The organism is Streptomyces reniochalinae, from assembly GCF_003323735.1.
GTDB classification, from domain to species: domain Bacteria; phylum Actinomycetota; class Actinomycetes; order Streptomycetales; family Streptomycetaceae; genus Streptomyces; species Streptomyces reniochalinae.
Genome location: NZ_QOIM01000020.1, coordinates 125,720 through 146,850, shown reverse-complemented (window position 1 = coordinate 146,850; position 21,131 = coordinate 125,720). Strand labels below are relative to the sequence as shown.

Annotated in this window: 13 protein-coding genes and 1 pseudogene; 7 read left to right on the top strand and 7 right to left on the bottom strand. The window is 74.9% G+C overall.

Annotation, left to right across the window (positions count from 1 at the left end):
• Positions 1-20: 20 nt before the first annotated feature.
• Complete coding sequence (locus DQ392_RS02675; protein WP_114013818.1) at positions 21-1,931, bottom strand: arabinofuranosyltransferase AftB family protein; 1,911 nt, start codon at positions 1,929-1,931, stop codon at positions 21-23.
• Between the two features lie 434 nt (positions 1,932-2,365).
• Between DQ392_RS02675 and DQ392_RS02670 the strand changes: the two genes are divergently transcribed.
• From DQ392_RS02670 to DQ392_RS02640, 7 genes and pseudogenes are all read left to right on the top strand, one after another.
• Positions 2,366-2,995: an acyltransferase gene (locus DQ392_RS02670; RefSeq protein ID WP_245981113.1), complete on the top strand. Its 630-nt coding sequence runs from the start codon at positions 2,366-2,368 to the stop codon at positions 2,993-2,995.
• A 451-nt stretch (positions 2,996-3,446) separates the two neighbouring features.
• Positions 3,447-4,568, top strand: coding sequence for a DegT/DnrJ/EryC1/StrS family aminotransferase (locus DQ392_RS02665; protein WP_425470467.1), 1,122 nt, complete (start codon positions 3,447-3,449; stop codon positions 4,566-4,568).
• A pseudogene (locus DQ392_RS02660) lies at positions 4,565-5,722 on the top strand (Gfo/Idh/MocA family oxidoreductase); the annotation flags it as partial. The gene DQ392_RS02665 and the pseudogene DQ392_RS02660, both read left to right, overlap by 4 nt.
• A 275-nt stretch (positions 5,723-5,997) precedes the next feature.
• Positions 5,998-8,823, top strand: coding sequence for a glycosyltransferase family 4 protein (locus DQ392_RS02655; protein ID WP_245981101.1), 2,826 nt, complete (start codon positions 5,998-6,000; stop codon positions 8,821-8,823).
• Positions 8,824-8,932: 109 nt separating this feature from the next.
• Positions 8,933-10,630, top strand: coding sequence for a glycosyltransferase family 4 protein (locus DQ392_RS02650; RefSeq protein ID WP_342774899.1), 1,698 nt, complete (start codon positions 8,933-8,935; stop codon positions 10,628-10,630).
• An 11-nt stretch (positions 10,631-10,641) separates the two neighbouring features.
• Positions 10,642-11,976, top strand: a complete 1,335-nt coding sequence (locus tag DQ392_RS02645) for a nucleotide sugar dehydrogenase (protein ID WP_114013817.1) — start codon at positions 10,642-10,644, stop codon at positions 11,974-11,976.
• A complete protein-coding gene (locus tag DQ392_RS02640) occupies positions 11,973-13,088 on the top strand; it encodes a glycosyltransferase family 2 protein (RefSeq protein WP_245981100.1) in 1,116 nt (371 codons plus the stop codon). The genes DQ392_RS02645 and DQ392_RS02640 overlap by 4 nt, the downstream gene beginning before the upstream one ends.
• 26 nt (positions 13,089-13,114) lie before the next feature.
• Here the strand turns inward: DQ392_RS02640 and DQ392_RS02635 are convergent, their stop codons facing one another.
• From DQ392_RS02635 to dprE1, 6 genes are all read right to left on the bottom strand, one after another.
• On the bottom strand, positions 13,115-13,435 hold the full coding sequence (locus tag DQ392_RS02635) for a type II toxin-antitoxin system PemK/MazF family toxin (RefSeq protein WP_245981098.1): 321 nt from the start codon (positions 13,433-13,435) through the stop codon (positions 13,115-13,117).
• Positions 13,432-13,644, bottom strand: a complete 213-nt coding sequence (locus tag DQ392_RS02630; RefSeq protein WP_114013856.1) for a type II toxin-antitoxin system CcdA family antitoxin — start codon at positions 13,642-13,644, stop codon at positions 13,432-13,434. The genes DQ392_RS02635 and DQ392_RS02630 overlap by 4 nt, the downstream gene beginning before the upstream one ends.
• A gap of 81 nt (positions 13,645-13,725) precedes the next feature.
• On the bottom strand, positions 13,726-16,050 hold the full coding sequence (locus tag DQ392_RS02625) for a bifunctional glycosyltransferase/CDP-glycerol:glycerophosphate glycerophosphotransferase (protein WP_114013816.1): 2,325 nt from the start codon (positions 16,048-16,050) through the stop codon (positions 13,726-13,728).
• The gene (locus DQ392_RS02620) at positions 15,945-18,425 is read right to left on the bottom strand and encodes a bifunctional glycosyltransferase/CDP-glycerol:glycerophosphate glycerophosphotransferase (protein ID WP_114013815.1); all 2,481 of its coding nucleotides are present in this window, start codon (positions 18,423-18,425) and stop codon (positions 15,945-15,947) included. The genes DQ392_RS02625 and DQ392_RS02620 overlap by 106 nt, the downstream gene beginning before the upstream one ends.
• Positions 18,426-18,663: 238 nt before the next feature.
• Positions 18,664-19,437, bottom strand: coding sequence for a decaprenylphospho-beta-D-erythro-pentofuranosid-2-ulose 2-reductase (gene dprE2, locus DQ392_RS02615; protein WP_114013814.1), 774 nt, complete (start codon positions 19,435-19,437; stop codon positions 18,664-18,666).
• 64 nt (positions 19,438-19,501) lie between these two features.
• A complete protein-coding gene (dprE1, locus tag DQ392_RS02610) occupies positions 19,502-20,965 on the bottom strand; it encodes a decaprenylphosphoryl-beta-D-ribose oxidase (protein ID WP_114013813.1) in 1,464 nt (487 codons plus the stop codon).
• Between the last annotated feature and the right edge of the window lie 166 nt (positions 20,966-21,131).

Here is a 21,131-nt window from a genome sequence, read left to right as displayed (position 1 = left end):
CGGGACTTTGAAGACACGACCTAGTCCCGCCGGCACAGGGCGCGTTCGGCCTCCACCGGGTCGGCGGGGATGCGCATGCGGGTGCGGTCCCAGGCGCCGGTGAGGTTGTCCCAGAAGCGTGCGGGGCTCATCGCCTCGCGGGCCGAGGCCAGCAGTCCGGGGAGCGGCCCGCAGGTCAGGGCGTGCCGTGCAGCGCGTACGTCACCTGCGTCGACGCCCGGGACGCTGGTTCCGGGCGCGGTCACGTCCGCGACGATCCAGGCACGGTCGATCGGCTTCTCGTGCCCCGCCTTCTTCCGGCTGACGGGTTCGGTGTGGGCGCCCAGCGGGTTGGCCAGTCCGAGGATGTCGATGACGAAGCCGTCCAGCGGAAGTACCGCTCCGGCGTGCCCCAGCCGGGCCTCGGCGGCGGCGACCGGTGCCCGCACGTGGGGCGCGAGGGGGACGACGGGGTACCCCTTGTCGTAGGGAAGCCGCAGCACCAGTCCGTGGTTCCCGCGCTCGATGGTGCGCCGTGCGGCCGTGGTGAAGGCGCGCGGGGTCGTGGTGTGGGCGAGTTGGCCGACTGGGTGCCGGTCGCCGAGGAGGTGCTGGTAGACGGTGTGGGAGTCGAAGACGATGCGCGGGTCGTCGGGGCTCTCGATGGGGGGCCGCAGCGCCAGTGCGCACACCAGCCCCCACACACCGACCGCCCCGGCCAGCGCCACGGTCATCCGTCCGTACGGCAGCAGGAAGACCGGCAGCAGCACCAGGAACAGCGCGGGCAGCACCATGCGGCCGTGCATGAAGTCGCCGCCGATCTTGACGACGAAGAACGCCGACAGCAGCCCGGCGACGACCGGCGCCCCCACCAGCGCCGCGTCCGCCGCCCGCACCCTGCCAGGCCGTCGGGTGCCGTCCGGCTCGCGGGCGTCGTCCGGCCGCCGCCCGGGGGCGCGGCGGACCGCTGCCCGTACCGCGTACGCGGCGACCAGTCCCAGCGGCACCCACAGCGCGTAGGTGTTGAGCGTGTTGAGCATGTAGTCCCAGCCGAACCGCCACTCCGTTCCCGAGGCCTCCTTGGCGATGGCGGGGAGGGGGACGAGCACGCCGTAGTAGCCCGCGCGGAAGACCTCGTAGGCGACGGGGAGCGCCACGGCGGCGCCCGCCCAGCCGAGGGTCGTGCGCCACCCGGGACGCCACATCAGCCACATGGCCACCAGGAACAGGCCGCTCACCAGCGCCAGGTCGGGCCGCACCAGGGGGCCGAGCCCCAGCGCGCACGCCGTCGCGGGCAGCGCTGGGGCTCGGCCGTCCTCCACCCGCGCCCGCACGCCCTCCGCGCCCGCCTGCGCTCGCGTTCCCGCCTGCGCTCGCGTTCCCGGGTGTGACGCCCTCGCCCGCAGCACCCGCGCGTGGACCAGCAGCCACCAGCACCCGCCCAGATAGGCGAACGAGAGGCCCGTCTCCAGACCCGAGGTCGCGTAGTCCCAGGTCGCGCACAGCGGCAGCAGCAGCACGACACCGAAGGGGAGCAGCGCCCCCGCCGGGCGGGTGAGGCGGATCATGCGGCGGGTGCCGTCGAGCGCGAGGAGGTAGCCGACGACGGTCAGCAGCAGCCCCAGTGCCACGGCCAGCCGCAGCGGATCGTCCACGCCCGGCACGGCGCTGCCCGCGGCGAGCAACCACTGCCACAGCGTCCCGGTCGACGTCTCGGCGCGCTCCGTGGCGTTGAAGACGGGGCCGTTGCCCGCGAGGATCTGGCGCACGGCGCGGGTGTAGATCAGCGCGTCGTCGTTGGTCCAGCGGTGCCGGTACCCCATGACCAGCACCGTGACCCCGCAGGCGGCCACGGCCAGCGCGTTCCACCGCTGGGCCAGGGTGCCGGGCAGGCTGAAGGACCGTGTCCTGCCGCTCGGTTGGGGGACGGGAATCTCATCGGATCGGGCCATGACGCCACCATCGCTCCGGGCCCGTCGGCCCCCTCGCGCACGGCGCGCCGCACGGGCCCCGCTCACCCGGTCGGCGGACGGGCCGCCCCGCGCGGTCGACGGCAGCGGCGCGGCGCGGCGCGCCGGGCACCGCGGGTGCGTGAGCGCCGCCATCCTCGCCCCAGCGGGCCGTCCGCTGCCTCTTCCGGGCACCGACGGGCCGGCGGGCTCCCGCCGCCCGTCACCACAGGGAACCGGCCACCCCGCGCCACAGGGAACCGGCCATACCGCCGCACAGAGAGCGAGCCCTCATGGACACCACCGACACGAGCACAGGCATGAGCACAGGCATGAGCCCCGACACGAGCACAGGCATGAGCACCGGTACGAGCCCCGACACGAGCAGCGTGGCGAGCGCCGCTCCGGGCGGGGGCTCGCGCACGTCCTTCCGGGTGATGCCGGGCGCGCAGGTCTCCGGCGACGCCGCCGTGGGGACGGGCACGACCGTGTGGGAGCTGGCGCAGGTGCGGGAGGGGGCGGTGGTCGGTGCGGAGTGCGTCATCGGGCGGGGGGCCTACGTCGGTGCGGGCGTCCGGCTCGGCGCGCGCTGCAAGGTGCAAAACCACGCGCTGCTCTACGAGCCGGCCGAGCTGGGTGACGGCGTCTTCGTCGGGCCCGCCGTGGTGCTCACCAACGACCGCGCGCCGCGCGCCGTCGACCCGGACGGGACGCTCAAGCGGGCGGGCGACTGGCACGCGGTCGGCGTCACCGTCGCGGAGGGCGCGTCGCTGGGGGCGCGGGCGGTGTGCGTGGCGCCGGTGCGGGTCGGCCGCTGGGCGATGGTGGCGGCGGGTGCCGTGGTGACGTCCGACGTACCGGATTTCTCACTCGTGGTGGGGGTGCCTGCGCGCCGGGTCGGCTGGGTGGGCAGGGCGGGCGTGCGGCTGCGTGCCGTGCCGGGCCACCCCGGCGTGTGGGAGTGCCCGACGACGGGCGAACGGTACGAGGAGCGCGCGTCGGACAGCACGGAGGGCGGGGCCGTGACGCTTCGTGAGTCCGGCTCGGCGGCGTGCTCCGCAGGGTGAACCGTGGGCCTGAGCCCGGGATCCGCGGTTAGGCGGTCCGGGTGATTTGTAAGCCTATAGTGCAAGAGCGCGGCCGGATGTGGGTCCACATAGGGCGAATCTGCCGGGGAACCGGAGGGGCACATCCGCCATGCAAGGGCTGCGAAAAGACATGAATCCGGCTGCCGGGCCCGCGTCGGCGCCCACGACGGCGCCGACGACAGCACCGACGACAGAGCCGGCTTCGGCGTACGCGACGGCCGCCGGCGAGCCCGGCGATTCCGGCGCGTCCACCGACGCCCGGCCGACGCCCGCCACCGCCGAGGCGCCCGCCACCGCCGAGCCGCCCGCCGTGCGCGAGGCGCTCGCCGCCGGGGCCGCGGTGGCCGGGTCTCCGGGTTCTGACACGCACGTCGCCGCAGCAGCGCCTTCCGGTGCGGTCGGCGGGCTTCCGGCGCCGCCGACCGCTTCCGTGGCGCCCGTCGTGGCCACGTCCACGATCCCGGCGGCCAAGCCGGTGATCGGGGACGAGGAGGTGGCCGCCGCCGTGCGGGTGCTGCGGGACGGCCGGGTGGTGCAGGGACCCGAGGTCGCCGCGTTCGAGCAGGAGTTCGCCGCGCTGGTCGAGGGCCGCCCGTGTGTCGCCGTGAACTCGGGTACCTCCGCGCTGCATCTGGCGTTGCTGGCGCTGGGGATCGGGCCGGGCGACGAGGTGGTCGTGCCCTCCTTCTCGTTCGCGGCGACCGCCAACGCGGTACGGCTGGCCGGTGCCGAGCCGGTCTTCGCCGAGGTGGATCCCGACACCTTCTGCCTGGACCCGGACGCGGCCGCCGAGGCCGTGGGCCCGCGCACGGCGGCGCTGATGCCCGTACACCTGTACGGGCATCCGGCGCCGATGGGCAGGCTGACCCAGCTGGCGCAGCGGCACGGGCTCGCTCTGATCGAGGACGCCTGCCAGGCGCACGCGGCGCAGCTGCACGGCCGCCCCGTGGGGACGTTCGGGGACGCGGCGTGCTTCAGCTTCTATCCGACGAAGAACATGCACACCCTGGAGGGCGGTCTCGTCGTCGTCCCCGACGAGGAGCGCGCCCGCACGCTGCGGCTGCTGCGGAACCAGGGCATGGAGCAGCGGTACGAGAACGAGATCGTCGGCGCCAACATGCGGATGACCGACGTGGCCGCCGCCATCGGCCGCGTCCAGCTCGAACGCCTGGCGGAGTGGACACAGCAGCGGCGTCGCAACGCCCGGACGCTGGATCTGGGGCTGGACGCGGGGCTGGTCGCCCCGCGGGTCGCGGACGGCGCCCGGCACGTCTACCACCAGTACACGGTGCGCGTCCGCGGCGGTGCGGCCGTGCGGGACGCGGTGCAGGCCCGGCTGCGGGCGGAGGGCATCGGCTGCGCCGTCTACTATCCGACGCCCATCCACCGGCTGAGGCCCTACGCGCACCTGGGCGCCGAACTGCCGGTCACCGACCGGGCGGCGGCCGAGGTGCTGTCCCTGCCCGTGCACCCCTCGCTCACCCCGGGCGACCTGGACCAGATCGTGGCGGCCGCCAACCGTGCGGTCGCCGAGGCGGGAGGGACCCGATGACGGGAACGAGAGCGAAGCCGGCGCCCACGGCGCCGAGCGCGAACGCCCCGAAGACGGCCGACGCGCCCAGGGCCCCCGAGGCCGCGGGCCCGGCGGTGGAGGCGCCCGCACCCGCGGGTGCCCCGGCGGCGGTGGAGCGGGGCGCAGGCGGGCGCCGCCGTCCCGGCACGCTGCGCGCCGGGCTCATCGGGCTGGGCGCGATGGGCCGCAACCACGCGCGGATCCTCTCGTCGCTGGAGGGCGTCGAGTTCGTGGGCGCCGTCGATCCCGCGGGTGATCCGCACGGCAGTCTGCGCGGGCTGCTCGGCGCGCACGGGGTACCGGTGCTGCCCGAGGTGGCCGATCTGCTGGCGCTGGGCGTCGACTACGCGGTGGTCGCCTGTCCGACCGGTCTGCACGAGGAGGTCGGCCTCCAGCTGGCGGCGCACGGGGTGTGCGCGCTTCTCGAGAAGCCGCTGGCCCACACGGCGCAGGCGGCCCACCGGCTCGTGCGCGCGTTCGAGGAACGGGGGCTGGTGGCGGGTGTCGGCCACGTCGAGCGGTTCAACCCGGCGCTCCAGCAGCTGCGTTCCCGGCTGGAGGCCGGGGAGCTGGGCGAGGTCTTCCAGGTCGTCACCCGGCGCCAGGGTCCTTTCCCGCACCGCATCGCGGATGTCGGCGTGGTCAAGGATCTGGCCACCCACGACATCGACCTCACGAGCTGGATCACGGGAGCGGCGTACGCGTCGCTGTCGGCCCGTACGGTCTCCAAGAGCGGGCGGGAGCACGAGGACATGGTCGCGGTCGTCGGCTCCTTGGTGGACGGGACGATGGTCTCCCACCTGGTGAACTGGCTCAGTCCGCTCAAGGAGCGCTTCACGGCCGTCACCGGGGAGCGGGGGTGCTTCGTCGCGGACACCCTGACCGCCGACCTGACGTTCCACGCCAACGGCGCCGTCGCCACCGAGTGGGAGGCGCTGCGTGCCTTCCGCGGGGTGGCGGAGGGCGACACCGTGCGCTTCGCGTTCCCCAAGCGCGAGCCGCTGGCCGTCGAGCACGAGCGGTTCCGCGACGCGGTACGGGCAGGGCAGGCGGCGGAGGGCTGCGGCATCGTCACCATACGGGAGGGCCTGCGGACGGTGGAGGTGTCGGCGGCGGTGCTGGAGTCGGCGCGCGGCATGAGCGGCCTGGCCGTACCGCACGACGCGGCGGACCTGAGCGGTGCGGGCGGCGCGAACACCGGAACGGGTATGGGCGGTACGCGCGGCCCGCACGCCGGGGCGGTCCTGGACGGCGGCCGGGCAGGCGCGGGCGGTACGGGCGGCGCGGGTCGGGAGGCGGCGGCCACCGCGGGTACGGCCCCCGCGCTCCTCGGCCCGGAAGCGGGCCCGGCCCCCGGCGAACGCGGCGCGTCCGTTCGTCGGACCGCGTACGTCGCGGAGCGCACGGCATGAGGCGGCCACGCGGGAGGATCCGCCGCCGCGCCACGCACACCGGCACCACCCCCGAGGCGCCCGGCGCGGCCGAGGCGCGGCTCGGCGAGGAGGCGGGACCCGGCGCGGGACCGGCGGGCGCGGACCCCGAGGGCCGGCCGGCCCTCGGCCCGGCGGCGGCCGGCGGACCCACCGGGAGCGGTGGCCCCCGGGGCAGGCCGCGGCTCGCCGTCATCGTCGGCAACTCCATCGCCGGGGACTCGCGGGTGCAGAAGACCGCGATCGCGGCGGCGCGCGCGGGCTGGGACGTGACGCTGGTGGGCCGCAGCCCCTCCAAGCGGCGTGAGGAGTCGGTGCTGGGCCCCGTGCGGGTCGTCAAGGTGCCGGTGTCCGCGCACATGCGGGCCGTGGTGAACGCCGAGCGGCGCCGCCCCCACCTGCGCGCCCACGTCACCCAGCTCGGGCTGCCGGACGACGGCGCCTGGGTGCGGGCCCGCTCCGCGCACGCGGCGTGGGTGCGCGAACAGACGGCCCGCGTCGGCTGGCTGGCGGAATCCGCGTCGAGACCGGGGGCCGCGGTGGCCAGGGAAGCGCTCAAGGGCTGGGTGCGGCTGCGCCGGTACGCGCACCAGGGGCGAGGGCGTGTCTACCGGTGGGAGCGCAGGATGGCCGCGGGACCGCCGCGGCCGACCGGTGACTGGCGCCGGGACTGGCCCGAACTCCTCGACCTCGACCTGGCGTTCGGCCCGGTCATCGAGGAGCTCGCACCCGACGTCGTGCACGCCAACGACATCACCATGATCGCCGTGGGTGCCCGCAGCGTCGCCCGGCTCCGCGCCCGCGGACACCGCACCTCCTGGCTCTACGACGCCCACGAGTACGTACGGGGCGTCGAGTGGCCGGACGCGGTGCGCGCCTCCGCGTTCCCCGGTGTGGAGAAGGAGTTCATCTCCCGCGCGGACGCGGTGGTGACCGTCTCGGGCGAGCTGGCGGGCATTCTGCGCGAGGCGTACGGGCTGTCCAAGGCGCCGCACGTCGTCGCCAACGCGCCGGTGCGCGAGGCCGTCAGCGCCCCCACCGACGAGTGCGTCTCCGTCCGCGACGCCTGCGGGCTGGGGCCCGACGTGCCGCTGCTCGTCTACGCCGGGTGGATCGGGCCCGAGCGCGGTCTGGACACCGCCGTCGAGGCCCTGCCCGCACTGCCGCACGCGCACCTCGCGCTCGTCGTGGGGCCCAAGCCGAACGCGACCCTCTCCGCGCTGCTGGCCCGCGCGGAGGAGCTGGGCGTGCGCGAGCGGATGCACGTCGTCCCCTACGTGCCGCAGGAGCAGGTGCCCGACTACCTCTCCTCCGCCGACCTGGGCCTGATCTGCTTCCGGCACGTGCTCAACTGCGAGATCTCCCTGCCCACCAAGGCCGCCGAGTACCTGCACGCCGGGCTGCCGCTGATCACCAGCGGGGTGCGTACGCTGCGCAACTTCGTGGAGCGCACCGGCGTCGGCGAGGTGTTCGTCACCGAGGACGTCCCCTCCTTCACCGCCGCCGTCCAGCGCGGCCTGTCCCGGCGGAGCACGCTGGTCGGCAAGATCACCGAACCGCTGCTGCGGGAGCTGTCCTGGGAGCAGCAGTCGGCCGGACTGCTCGCCCTCTACGAGCGGCTGGCGGGGCCCGAGGCGGCCGCCAGGCTCGCCCCCCGCACCCTGTCCTGGTCGGTGTCCGAACAGCCGGGCCTCGGCGCCCCCGGGCAGCCGCGCCGGCTGGAGACCACCCCGCCCGACGGGGCGCCGCCCGGCTGGCGGGCGCTGGGCACCACGCCCGTACGGCTCGGCCTGGGCTGCGCCAACTCCGCTGGACAGCTCGCCGGATTCGCCCGCGCGCTGTGCGAGCGGCGCCAGGACCTGTCCGCCGAGGTCGTGATGCACACCCACGACCAGAGTGTCATCTACCCGGCCGACATCTACGCGATCGGCGAGCGCACCGGCGACCTGGGCTTCCAACTGGACCGGGCCCGCCGCGTGCTCGGCTCCTACACCCACTACCTCGCCGACTCCTTCACCCCGGCCCTGGGCAGGCTCAACGGCGGCCACATCTGCGACGACCTGCCCTCGCTGTCCGCCGCCGGGATCAAGGTGGCGCTGCTGGCGCACGGCAGCGACGTCCGCGACCCCGAACGGCACATGAGCCGCTACGAGCACTCCCTCTTCCACGCAGCGGACGAGGCGATCCTGGCGGCCCTGGTGAAGAAGAGCGCCAGGAACCGGCGGCTGGCGGCGCGCAGCGGGCTGCCGCAGTTCGTGACCACCCCCGACCTGCTGGACGAGCTGCCGGGGTCCCGCTGGGCGCCCCTGGTGGTGGACGTGGACGGCTGGGCGAGCGAGCGGCCCGCCATGGAACGCGCGCGGCCCGTGGTGGTGCACGCGCCCTCCAAGCGCTGGACCAAGGGCACCGAGCAGGTGGTCCCGGTCCTGGAGGAGCTGGACCGGCGCGGTCTGATCGAGTTCCGCATGGCCACGGGGGTGCCGTGGCTCCAGGTGCAGGAGCTGGTCAAGGAGGCGGACATCGTCGTGGACCAGTTCGCGGTCGGCACCTACGGCACCTTCGCCTGCGAGGGCATGGCGGCGGGCCGGCCCGTGATCGCGTTCCTGGACGAGCGGCTGCACCGCTCCGTCGGTATCCGCCCGCCCATCGTCAACGCCACCCCCGCCACGCTCCGCACCGCGGTCGAGTCTCTGGTCGAGGACCGCGACCTGGCCCGGCGTACGGCGCAGGAGTCGGTGGAGTACGTGCGCACCTACCACGACGGCGGCTACACCGCCGACGTACTGGACGGCTTCCTGCGCTGAGCAGCCGAGCGAGCCGGCTGAGCGGCCGCGTCACCTGAGCGATCGAGCCACTGAACAGGTGAGCCGCCGAACGCCCGGTCGGCCGGGACGACAACCGAAAGGCGAGCCCGTGGAGTTCGACAGCCGCACCCCGCACGCGGGGCAGCCCACCGGAGGGCGGCGCGGCCGCGTCGTGATGCTGGTGTGCAACGGGGTGAGGGGGGACTCGCGGGTGCAGAAGACGGCCCGCTCGGCCGCCGAGGCGGGCTGGGACGTCACGCTGCTGGGCCGCTCCCCCGACGGGCGCCCCGCCTCCTGGCGCCTCGGCGAGGCCCGGGTGCGGCTGCTGCCCGTCCCCACCCCGCTCGCACACCCGCCGCGTGCGACCCGCCGCCCGCTGCTGACCGGACCGCTGGCCTACCGTCCTGGCACGGCCGGCTACCGCGTCCAGCGCGCCAAGGCACGCCGCGACGAGTTGCGCACCCGCCGTGCCGCCCTGGCGCTCGGGCCCGCCACCCCCCTCGCCAGAGGCCGCCGCACCGCGCGGCTCGCCCTCCCGCGCCTCGCGGCCCGGCTGGCCCGGCACTGGACCGGACTCCGCAAGCGCCAGCTCGACCGGGGGCAGGCCAGGCGCGGCACGGGCACCCTCACGGAGCGGGCCGCCGTCGCGCTGTGGCAGCGCGCCATGGGCAAGCGGTGCTGGCGCAGACTGTGGCCGAGCCTCTACGACTTCGAGCTGGCGTACGGCAGGGCCGTCGACGAGCTGCGGCCCGAGATCATCCACGCCCACGACTTCCGGATGCTCGGTGTCGGCGCCCGCGCCAAGATCCGCGCGGCGGCCCGGGGCGAGGCCGTGAAACTGGTGTGGGACGCCCACGAGTACCTGCCGGGGGTTCGGCCCTGGACCGATGACGTGCGCTGGCTGCCCGCCCACGTGGCACACGAGAGGGAGTACGCGCCCTACGCGGACGCCGCCGTCACCGTCTCCGCCACCCTCGCCGCTCTGCTGCGCCGCACCCACCGCCTCGCCGAGGACCCGCACGTCGTCCTCAACGCGCCCGAGACGCCCGCCACCCGGCCGGTCCGGCACGGCGGGGTACCGGGGCTGCGCGCCCAGTGCGGCATCGGCCCGGACACGCCGCTGGTCGTCTACAGCGGCGCCGCGGCCCCGCAGCGCGGCCTGGACACCATGGTCGACGCGCTGCCGGGGCTGCCCGGCGTGCACACCGCGCTGATCGTGCCCAAGCCCGCCGCCGGATACCTGGGGCGGCTGCGGGCACGGGCAGCCCGCCTGGGGGTGGCCGAGCGGCTGCACGTGCTGCCGTACGTGGACTGCGACCAGGTCGTTGCCTTCCTCACCGCGGCGGACGCCGGGGCGATCCCGCTGCACCACTGGCCGAACCACGAGATCGCGCTGATCACCAAGTTCTTCGAGTACGCGCACGCCCGGCTGCCGCTGGTGGTCAGCGACGTGGAGACGATGGCCGCCACCACCCGGGCGGCGGGGATCGGCGAGGTCTTCACCGCCGAGGACACCGACGGGTACGCGCGCGCGGTGCGCGCCGTCCTCGCCGGCCCGGAGCGCTACCGCGCCGCCTACGGGCGCCCCGGGCTGCTGGACCGGTGGACCTGGGAGGCACAGGCGCGGACCCTCGACGGGATCTATACCGGGCTGATGCGTCAGACCGCGCTGTCGCACGAGACCGCGCCGGAAGAGCCGGGGGCCGGGCGCGGACGCGACCGGCGCGGGCGGGAGGCCCGGCGCGGCCCGGCCGCCCGGCGCGAGCCCACGGGCACGGCGCGGGCACCAAGCCCGACACAACGCTGAAGGAGACGGGAATGCGGATCTGTGTGGTGGCGCTCGGGAAGATCGGGCTGCCCCTGGCCGTGCAGTTCGCGGCGAAGGGGCACCGGGTGACCGGCGCGGACACCGACGCGCGCGTGGTGGAGCACGTCAACCAGGGCCTGGAGCCCTTCCCCGGCGAGGAGGGCCTGGCCGAGCGGCTGGCCGAGGCGGTCGGCGCGGGCACACTGCGCGCCACCACGGACACCACGGAGGCCGTCGCCGAGGCGGAGGCCGTCGTCGTGGTCGTCCCCCTGTTCGTCGACGACCGGGGCACCCCCGACTTCCGTGCCATGGACGCCGCCACCCGTGCCGTCGCCGCCGGGCTGCGCCCCGGCGCCCTCGTCAGCTACGAGACGACCCTCCCGGTCGGCACCACCCGCGAGCGCTGGGCGCCGCTGTTGCGGGAGGGCTCAGGGCTGCTGCCCGAGCGGGACTTCTCCCTCGTCTTCTCGCCCGAGCGGGTCCTCACCGGGCGGGTCTTCGCCGACCTGCGCCGCTACCCCAAACTGGTCGGCGGCATCGGCCCCGCCTCCGCCAAGGACGGCGTGCGCTTCTACGAGGCGGTGCTCGACTTCGACCCGCGCACCGATCTCGCCCGCCCCAACGGGGTGTGGGACCTGGGCTCCGCCGAGGCCGCCGAGCTGGCCAAGCTGGCCGAGACCACCTACAGGGACGTCAACATCGCGCTGGCCAACCAGTTCGCCAGGTTCGCCGACCGGGCCGGTGTCGACGCCGAGGCCGTCATCGACGCCTGCAACACCCAGCCCTACAGCCACATCCACCACCCCGGCATCGCCGTCGGCGGCCACTGCATCCCCGTCTACCCGCGCATGTACCTGTGGAACGATCCGGGTGCCGAGGTGGTCGCCGCCGCCCGCCGGACCAACGAGGCCATGCCGGCCCACGCCGTCGACCTGCTCGCCGACGCCTACGGCGACCTGGAGGGGGCCGAGGTCGTGGTCCTCGGAGCCGCCTACCGCGGGGCGGTGAAGGAGACCGCGTTCTCCGGCGTCTTCCCCACCGTCGCCGCGCTGCGCGAACGCGGGGCACGCGCCTACGTCTCCGACCCGATGTTCGCGCCCCACGAACTGGCCGACATGGGGCTGCGCCCGCACACCGGGCAGCCCGTCACCGCCGCCGTCGTCCAGGCCGACCACCCCGCCTACCGCACACTGTCCGCCGACCACCTCCCGTCGGTCCGCGTCCTGGTGGACGGGCGGCGCGTCACCGACCCCGCGCTGTGGGCCGGGGTGCGGCGCGTGGTGATCGGCGACGGAGCGGGGCGCGGGGGCAGACGCTCCCCGGGGCGCTCGGCGGTGCGCGCGTGAGCACCGGGCCGGGCGCGACAGCCGCGGACGCACAGCCCGACGTCAGCGTCGTCGTCGCCGTCTACAACACGATGCCCTACCTCACCCGCTGCCTCGACTCGCTCGTCGGGCAGTCGATCGGGCAGCGGCGGATGCAGGTCGTCGCCGTCGACGACGGGTCCACCGACGGCAGCAGCGAGGAGCTTTGGCGCTACGCCGACCTCCACCCCCAGCTGTTCACCACCGTGCGGCAACCCAACTCCGGCGGCCCCGCCGCGCCCAGCAACCGCGGCCTGGAGCTGGCCACAGGGCGCTACGTCTTCTTCCTCGGCGCCGACGACCACCTGGCGCCCGAGGCGCTGGAGCGCATGGTCACCATGGCCGACAACTGCCGCTCCGACGTGCTGCTGTGCAAGATGGTGCCGATCGGTGAACGCACGGTCCCCAGCGGCGTGTTCACCCGCACGGCCCCCGTCATCCGGCTGGTCGGCGACGGGCTGCCCTGGGCACTGTCCAACACCAAACTCTTCCGGCGCGCCCTCATCGAGGAGCACCGCATCCGCTACGACGAGACGATGCCCGCCTTCAGCGACCAGCCGTTCGTCCTGGAGACCTGCGTCCGCGCGGCCCGCATCTCGGTACTGGCCGACCAGGCCCACTACTTCGCCGTGCGCCGCGCCGACTCCGGCAACATCACCTACCACACAGGGCCCGAGACGCGCCTGCGCTGCGCCGAGCGCCTCTTCCAGGCGACCTGCCGCTTCCTGGGTCCAGGACCGCTGCGCGACGCCTTCCACAAACGCCACTTCCACGTCGAGGTCTGCCAGCTGTTCGGCCCCGACTTCCCCGGGCTGCCGCCCGCCGTACGGGAAGCGGTGTGCACCGGCGCCGCCCGGCTCATCGGCACCTACGGCGACGGCGTCGTGGAGCGGCTCGACGCCCGGCGCCGCCGCGTCCTGGAGCTGGCGTGGCGCGGCGACACCGACGCCGTCTGCGCCCACATCGCGCCCCGGGATCCCGGGCCCGCCTCCGTGGTGCGCCTCTCCCCACTGAGCCGCACGGCGCTCGGCCGCACGCCACTGGGCCGGTGGCTGCGAGCTCCGGGCACGGAACCTCCCGTGACCCGCCCCTGAGCAGCCGGGGGCGCCGGGGCCGGGACCTAGGTGAGATCCAGGGTGACGCGCAGGGCGGCCGAGATCCGGTCCATGGTCGCGGTGTCGACACTGCCCAGGAACTCGCCCTTGGACAGGCGCTCGTCGGTGAGCGCTGTGAGGCCGACGGCGACGGCGGCGCCGCGCACTGGTCGGGTCATGGGGATGGTGACGACCGTGTCGGGGGCGCCCTCGGTCTCGTCGATCATCATGCACACGGCTGTGCCGGGCAGAGCCTCGAGTGCGGCGTCGGACTCGACGACGACCATCGCCCGGGTCCTGGTGGCCAACTGGACACGCCAGACCTGGCCGCGGGCGAGAGGCGTCACGCGACGTCCTCGCCGAAGAGGTCGGTGAACTCCTCGGTGTCGTTCCGGGCCTGCTCGCGCCAGGCCCGCACAGCGGGGGCCGCGTCGCGTAGCTGCTGGGCCCTGAGCGCCTGCTCGACATAGGCGGACAGGTTGCCGCCGGAGGCGGTGCGGGCGTGATCGACCAGGTCGGCTGGCAGGCTTACCGTGGTCCGCATACGCGTACTCATACGGCTGAGCATACTTTTGTATGCGTTCGGGGGACGTGCGCTCCGCCAAGCCGACCGGCGGCGCGGGCGCCCCCGGTCGGTTCAGGGGGCCGGTGTCGGGGGCTGGTCGAGGCCGTCGGAGGCGGGCCAGAGGGTGGTGCCCAGGCCCCAGGTCGTCAGGTCGGGATCGGGGGCGACGGCGGCTTCGGCCTCTTCGGGGCTGGGGGCGACGGGGCGTTCCGACAGCGGAAGGACCGTCGGGAGGGCGGCGGTGTCCTCGCCCAGCAGGACCGACCTGACCACGCGTTCGGCGGCGCGGCCGTCGTCCCACGGGCAGAAGCGCGCCCGGAACGCGGCCCGCAGGGCGCGGGCCTCGGGGCCGCGCCAGGTGCCGCTGCGGAAGACGGCGGTCAGCTCCTCCTCGGTGCGGGTGACGGGTCCGGGGGTCTCGCCGGGGCGGCCGGAGAGCAGGTCGAAGTAGACGCCGCGCGAGTCGCGGTAGCTCTCCCAGTCGGGGGCGTGGACGACGAGGGGGCGGTCGAGGTTGGCGTAGTCGAACATCAGGGACGAGTAGTCGGTGATCAGCGCGTCGGCCGCCAGGCACAGGTCCTCGGTGGAGGGGTGCCGGGAGACGTCCCGCACCAGGCCGCGGGCGTGCAGCTCGCGCAGCACGCTGTTCCGCCCGTAGTAGTAGTGGGTCCGCACGAGCAGTACGTACTCCTCGCCGAGCCCGGCGCTGAGCCGCTCCAGGTCGAGGCGGGGCACGAAGCCCTTGCGGTAGTCGCGTGCGGTGGGCGCGTACAGCAGGGCGATGCGGCCGCGCGGGATGCCGAGGCGGGCGCGGATACCGGCGATCTCCTCGGCGGTGGCGGTGGCGTAGCGGTCGTTGCGGGGGTAGCCGGCGGGCAGGTCCTCGTGCGCGCAGGGGTAGACGCGGTCCCACACCTCGGCCGAGTGCGGGTTGGAGGTGACGCTCACGTCCCAGCGGTCGGCGCGGCTCAGCAGCTTGCGGAAGCTCATCTGGGCGGCGGCCGGGTAGGGCTGCTGGTCGAGGCCCATGGTTTTGAGCGGGGTCCCGTGGTGGGTCATCACGTGGATCTGGCCAGGGCGTTTGACCAGGTGGTCGGGGAAGTTGACGTTGTTGACGAAGTACTTCGCCCGCGCCAGTGTCCGCCAGTAGCGCGGGGATCCCGGCACGACGTGGTCGGCCGCCGGCGGCAGGGTGGCGACGGCCTCGGGTTTGACGATCCACACGTTCCTCAGGTGCGGGGCCAGCTGCCTCGCGCGCTCCTCGATGGCCGCCGGGTTGCAGGCGGCGCCGCGGTACCAGTAGGCGGCGTAGACGGCCAGGTCGTCCTCCAGGGGGAGCCTGCGCTGGAGGGCGTAGTAGAGGCGGTGGTACCGCCTGGCGAGCCCCCGGCTGGCCGCGCGGGCGCCCCGCCACGTGCGGCCCCGGGCGCGGCGCACGGTCTCGCGGGCCGCGAAGAGGGGGTAGGCGTCGTGGGCGAGCAGCCAGAAGTCGCGGGCGGCGCGGCGGGGCGGGGCGAAGCCGGGCGGCTGGTGGGTGCGGTAGTGCCGGGCCGCGTGGCGGAAGTAGGCGCGCCGGTCGGCGGGCCGCACGCGCTCCCCGCGGCGCAGGCAGAACACCAGGTGAGAGACCATCCGCTCGAACAGCAGCCGCCGGTGGGCCTCCAGGTGGGGTCTGCGGTCCAGGAAGGCGAACATCGAGGCGTACTGGGGGAATATGTCGAAGTGCCGGCGGCCGGGGGAGCGGGTGATGGCGCCGCGGTGCCGCTGCCGGTAGTCGACGCAGACGCGCGGCAGGCAGCCGATGGTGCGGGCGCACACCATCGCCTCGTTCGAGACGGGCGCGTCCTCGTACAGTCCGGGTGCGAAGCTGAGCCCTTCCTCTTCGTAGAACGCGCGGCGGTATGCCTTGTTCCAGGCGACGTGGAAGAGCGTGAGCAGGTCGGGGTTCTCGGCCGCCGAGAAGGTCTGGGTGCCGGTGGCGGCCAGCTGCCTGCCGAAGGAGCTGGGCTCCCTGCGGCCCCACCAGTAGGAGCGCTGGTGGTCGAAGACCAGCACGTCGGGGTCGCGGCAGGCGGTCAGCTGCGCGTCGACGGCCTCCAGCGCGCCGGGCAGGTAGCTGTCGTCGCTGTCGAGGAAGAGCAGGTACTCGCCCTCGGCGTGGGCGACGCCGGCGTTGCGGGCCCGTCCGAGGCCGACGTTCTCGCGCAGGTGCAGCACGCGTACGCGCGGGTCGCGCGCCTCGTACTCGTCGAGGATGCTGCCGCTGTGGTCGGGTGAGCGGTCGTCGACGGCTATGAGCTCCAGGTCGGTGAAGGACTGTTCGAGCACCGAGTCGAGGCACTCGCGCAGGTATCCCTGGACCTTGAACACGGGTACGACGACGCTGAAGCGGACCATGACCACCAGTCCTTCTCTGCGAGGGGTGCGGGAGAGCCGGGCGGGCCCCCGGGGACGGGGGAGCCGGAAGGGGGACCACCGGGCGCGGTGACGGGCGCGGGCGCGGTGACGGGCCCGGCCGCGGGCGCGGGTCGGCGCTCGGCGAGCGGCACCACGGGCGGGAGCGCCGCGGGCACGGTGGCGGCACGGGAGGGCTCGGCACCGCCGGGTCGCCCCGGGCCGGTCTCGCGCAGGAAGACGTGGCGGACGACGCGTTCGGCGGCGTGGCCGTCGTCCCAGGGGCAGAAGCGCGCCCGGAAGGCGGCGCGTTGCCGCCGGGCGTGCTCGGTGGCGTGGGCGCCGGTGGCGAGCAGGCCGATCAGCTCGTCGTCGCCGCGCGCCACGGGGCCCGGCGCCAGCGCCGTGATGTCGAAGTAGGTGCCGCGTGCGTCGCGGTAGCTCTCCCAGTCGGGGGCGTGGACGACCACGGGCCGGTCCAGCACCGCGTAGTCGAACATCAGGGACGAGTAGTCGGTGACCAGCACGTCGGAGGCCAGGCACAGCTCTTCGACCGACGGGTGCCCGGTCACGTCGATCAGCCCGCCGGGCGGTTCGCACGGCAGCCGCTGCCCGGCGTGGAAGTAGTGGGCGCGCGCCAGCACCACGAAGGACGGGCCGAGCGCGGCCGTCAGCCGCACCAGGTCCAGCCACGGTTGCCGCCCGCGCCGGTAGTCGCGGTGCGTGGGCGCGTACAGCACGGCCGTCGCGCCCTCCGGCACACCGAGGTCGGCGCGCAGGCGTGCCACCTCGGCGGCGGTCGCCCGCTGGAAGCGGTCGTTGCGCGGGTAGCCGAACTCCAGCGTCGTGTACGGCGACGGGTAGGCGCGCTCCCACACCCGGGTGGAGTGCGGGTTGGCGGACAGGCTGAAGTCCCAGCGGTCGGTGTGGGCCAGCAGCCGCCCGAAGTCCATCCCGGCCGCGGCGGCCGGATACGGCATCAGGTCGAGGCCCATGTGTTTGAGCGGGGTGCCGTGGTGGGTCTGGAGCAGTCTCTGGCCGTCTCGTTTGACGAAGGCGTGCGGGAGGTTGACGTTGCTGACGAGGTGGCGGGCGCGGGCCAGCGCGCTCCAGCAGGCGGCCGAGCCCGGCGTCAGGCGCCGCACACCGGGCGGGAGCGTGTGCGCGTACTCGGGGCCGCATATCCACGCCGTGCGGATGCCGGGCACCAACTCGCGGGCCTTGGCCTCGATGGCCGCCGGGTTGCACGAGTAGCCGCGGTTCCAGTACGCGGAGAAGACCGCGAGGTCGTCCTCGATCCGGCGGCGGCGCTGGAGGGCGTAGTACGCGCGCAGGAGCGCCTTGCGTGCCGTCGTGCGCAGCCGGCGGAGCAGGGCAGGTGCGGCGCGGCGGGCCAGGTCGGCGAGGGAGAGCAGCCGCAGGAGGCGGTGCGCGCCGGCGCGTACCAGCCGGCGGCGCAGCCGTGCGCGCGGCGGCTGCCGGCCCTCGTCGTGCCCGGGTGCGGGCCGGTACCTGCGGCAGTACTCTCGCGCCCGCTTCGCGAAGTCCGCGCGGGCCCTGCGGGGCAGCCTGCCGGGGCTCCTGTGGATGACGGCGAAGTGGTCGGTCATCCGCCGGTGGAGTGCGGGCCGCCAGCGCGCCAGTTCGGGCCGGGCTTCGAAGAGGGCGAAGAGGCGGTCGTACTGCGCGAAGACGTCGAAGTGCCGGCGGGTCGTGGTCGTCAGGATGCTGCCGCCGCGCCGCTGCCGGTAGTGCACGCACACCCGGTCGAGCGTGGCGAGGGTGCGGGCGGTCAGCAGCGCGTGGAACGACCAGGGGGTGTCCTCGTAAGTGCCGGGCGGGAAGGTGAGCCGTTCGCGGTGGAGGAAGTCCCGCCGGTAGGTCTTGCTCCAGGCGAACGCCGGGAGGCGCAGCAGTTCGGGCCGGTCCGCGAGGCTGCCGACGGCGGGGCCCGCGTGCGGGGAGAGCAGTTCGGGGTGGGCGGCGCGGGTCGGCTCGCCGTCCCAGTACACGGGGGCGTGGTCGAACACCAGAACGTCCGGGTCGCCGGTTGCCGACAGCCGCTCGGCGAGGGCGTGCAGCGTGCCGGGCGCCATCGTGTCGTCTCCGTCGAGGTAGAGCACGTAGTCGCCGCGGGCCCGTGCGGTACCGCTGTTGCGCGCGGGGCCGAGGCCGGCGTTCTGCGCCAGATGGATGACGCGCACGCGCGGGTCCGCGGCGCCGTAGGCGTCGAGGATCTCACCGCAAGAGTCGGGGGAGTGGTCGTCGACGGCGATCAGCTCGAAGTCGCCGAAGCACTGGCCGAGCACGGAGTCGAGGCACTCGTGCAGATACGCCTGCACCCGGTGGACGGGGACGATCACACTGAATCGAGGCACGGCTGGTTCCCCGGTATCGACGTGACGGCTGGGACGAGTCGGACGGCTGGGATGGTCGTGACGGCTGTCGCGTTGGGCTGTGTCGGACGGACAGGCCAATAGTCCGATTTATCCCATACGGCGCCGCGCGTCACATCCCGGAGACGTCCACCGCACCTCCCGCGGGGGCTCCGCCGGTTGTCCCGTTCCCCGGTGCCCCCTCGCCTCCCTCGCGCCCCTCGCCCCGGCAGCTCTCAGCTCACCCCGGCAGCCGCCGGAAGAGCGGCCGGGGCAGATGGCGCAGCACGCTCATCACAGGACCCAGCGCGGCCGGCACCCACACCGTGCGCGCCCGTCGGCGCACCCCGTGCGCGATGGCGTCGGCCACGGCGCCCGGTGTGGTGGACAGCGGCGCGGGCGGCCTCCCCTCCGTCATCCGGGTGTGCACGAACCCCGGCCGTACCACCAGCACGTGCACCCCCGAACCGTGCAGCGCGTCCCCCAGGCCCTGCGTGAACGCGTCCAGCCCCGCCTTGCTGGAGCCGTAGATGAAGTTGGCGCGGCGTGCCCGCTCGCCCGCCACGGAGGAGAGCACCACCAGCGAGCCGTGCCCCTGCGCCCGCAGCGCGTTCGCACACACCAGTCCCGCCGAGACGGCACCGGTGTAGTTCGTCCGGGTGACGCGCACGGCGGCCATCGGGTCGTGCTCGTCGGCCGTCTGGTCGCCCAGCACACCGAACGCCACCAGCACCAGGTCGATGTCGCCCTCCGCGAAGACCTTCTCCAGCACCTCCTCGTGCGTCTCGGGCGCCAGCGCGTCGAAGGGAACCGTACGGACCCCCACCTGCGCCCCGTGCGCCGCCGCCTCGTCGCGCAGCCCTGCCGCCGCGGCGTCCAGCCGCGGGCCCTGCCGCCCCGCGAGCCACACCGTGCGGGTGCGCCTGGCCATGAAGCGGCGCACGGTGGCGAGCGCGATCTCGGAGGTGCCGCCGAGAACGAGCACGGACTGCGGGGAACCGAAGGCGTCCTTCATGAGCTGCTCCAGGTCAGGTACGACGAGGGGGGAACGGGCACGTCGGGTGAGCGCCCGGGAACGGTCACAGCGCCAGCCGCCGGGCGAGGTCCGAGGTGAAGACCCCGCGCGGATCCAGCCGGGCACGCAGCGCGCGGAAGTCGTCCAGCCGCGGATACATCGCCCCCAGCAGCTCGGGCCGCATCCGCGCGTCCTTGGCCAGGTAGAGCCGGCCGCCCGCGGCGGCGACCTCCTCGTCCAGCAGGTCGAGGAAGTCCCCGAGCCCCGGCAGCGAGGCCGGGATGTCCAGCGCCAGCGTCCACCCCCGGGTGGGGAAGGACAGCCAGCCCGGGTCCCCGGCACCGAACCGTTTGAGCACGGCGAGAAACGAGGGGCACGAGCGGCGGGAGAGCAGCCGCACCACCCGGCGCAGCGCGTCGTCGGCGTCCTCGGGCACCACGCACTGCCACTGCACGAACCCCGCGCTGCCGTAGACCCGGTTCCAGTGCGGCAGCCCGTCCAGCGGGTGGAAGAACGCGGCCAGCCGCTGGAGTTCACCCGTCCGGCGCCGGGGCGCCTTGTGGTACCAGAGCCGGTTGAACGCGCCGACCGTGGCCCCGCGCAGCAGCCCGCCCGGCACGGCGCGCGGCGCGGGCGGCAGCTGCCCGGGGCGGAAGGCCAGCGGCTCACGCCGTGCCGCGCGCGCCGTCCGCCCCCTGCCCTCCAGGGCCGCCAGCGGCGCGTGGTCCCCGCGGGTGAGGACGGCGCGCCCGGCAGCCGTGCCGCGCGCCAGCAGGTCGATCCAGGCGACCGAGTAGCGGTAGCGGTCGTCGGTCGCCGTCAGCGTCGCCAGCAGCGAGTCCAGGTCGGGCAGGCGTTCGGTGTCCACGCTCATCAGCGAGGTCTCCACCGGCAGCAGGTCCACCGTGGCGCTCAGCACCAGCCCCGTCAGCCCCATGCCGCCCGCCGTCGCGTCGAACAGCTCGCTGCCCCGCGGCACCCGGCGCACCTCGCCGTCCGCCGTCAGCAGCTCCAGCTCCCGCACGTGCCGGGTGAAGGCCCCGGAGACGTGGTGGTTCTTGCCGTGGATGTCCGCGCCGATCGCCCCGCCGACCGTCACGTACCGGGTCCCGGGTGTCACCGGCACGAACCAGCCCAGCGGCAGCAGCACCGTCATCAGCCGGTGCAGACTGACCCCCGCCTCGCAGGTCACCGTCCCGCCCACCGCGTCGATCGCCAGCACCCGGTCCAGGCCCGTGGTGTCCACCACGGTGCCGCCCGCGTTCTGCGCGGCGTCCCCGTACGCCCGCCCCAGCCCCCGCGCGATGCCGCCCCGCGCCCCGCACGCGCGCACCGCCGCCGCGGCCTCCGCGCGGGTACCGGGCCGCAGCACGTGCGCTCCGGTGGGCGCGGTCCTGCCCCAGCCCGTCAGCAGCCGGCGTGCGGGGCCGGCGGCCGTGCCCCGCCCGGTGGAGCGGCCGTAGCCGCCGTCGGCGGGGGGTGCGGTGGTCGCGTCGCGCCGGGGGGAGCGGAAGTGCTGAACGGACATGCACGCGACCGTAGGCGCCCGGAACAGCCCGGAACGGGAGGCTGCGCCGTCACTGTCGCTGAAAGAGTGAAAGGCGGAGTGTCGGATCGTATGGTCACCGGGTGACGGCGCCGCGCGCGCGAGAGTCGGGGGCGTGGCAGCGACGACGGCACGACGATGGAGCCGA

Coding starts and splice junctions, on each gene's coding strand:
- dprE2 (WP_114013814.1), bottom strand. CDS start 19,437: ATGAAGGACGCCTTCGGTTCCCCGCAGTCCGTGCTCGTTCTCGGCGGC.
- DQ392_RS02670 (WP_245981113.1), top strand. CDS start 2,366: ATGCCGGGCGCGCAGGTCTCCGGCGACGCCGCCGTGGGGACGGGCACG.
- dprE1 (WP_114013813.1), bottom strand. CDS start 20,965: ATGTCCGTTCAGCACTTCCGCTCCCCCCGGCGCGACGCGACCACCGCA.
- DQ392_RS02625 (WP_114013816.1), bottom strand. CDS start 16,050: ATGGTCCGCTTCAGCGTCGTCGTACCCGTGTTCAAGGTCCAGGGATAC.
- DQ392_RS02645 (WP_114013817.1), top strand. CDS start 10,642: ATGCGGATCTGTGTGGTGGCGCTCGGGAAGATCGGGCTGCCCCTGGCC.
- DQ392_RS02655 (WP_245981101.1), top strand. CDS start 5,998: ATGAGGCGGCCACGCGGGAGGATCCGCCGCCGCGCCACGCACACCGGC.
- DQ392_RS02675 (WP_114013818.1), bottom strand. CDS start 1,931: ATGGCCCGATCCGATGAGATTCCCGTCCCCCAACCGAGCGGCAGGACA.
- DQ392_RS02630 (WP_114013856.1), bottom strand. CDS start 13,644: ATGAGTACGCGTATGCGGACCACGGTAAGCCTGCCAGCCGACCTGGTC.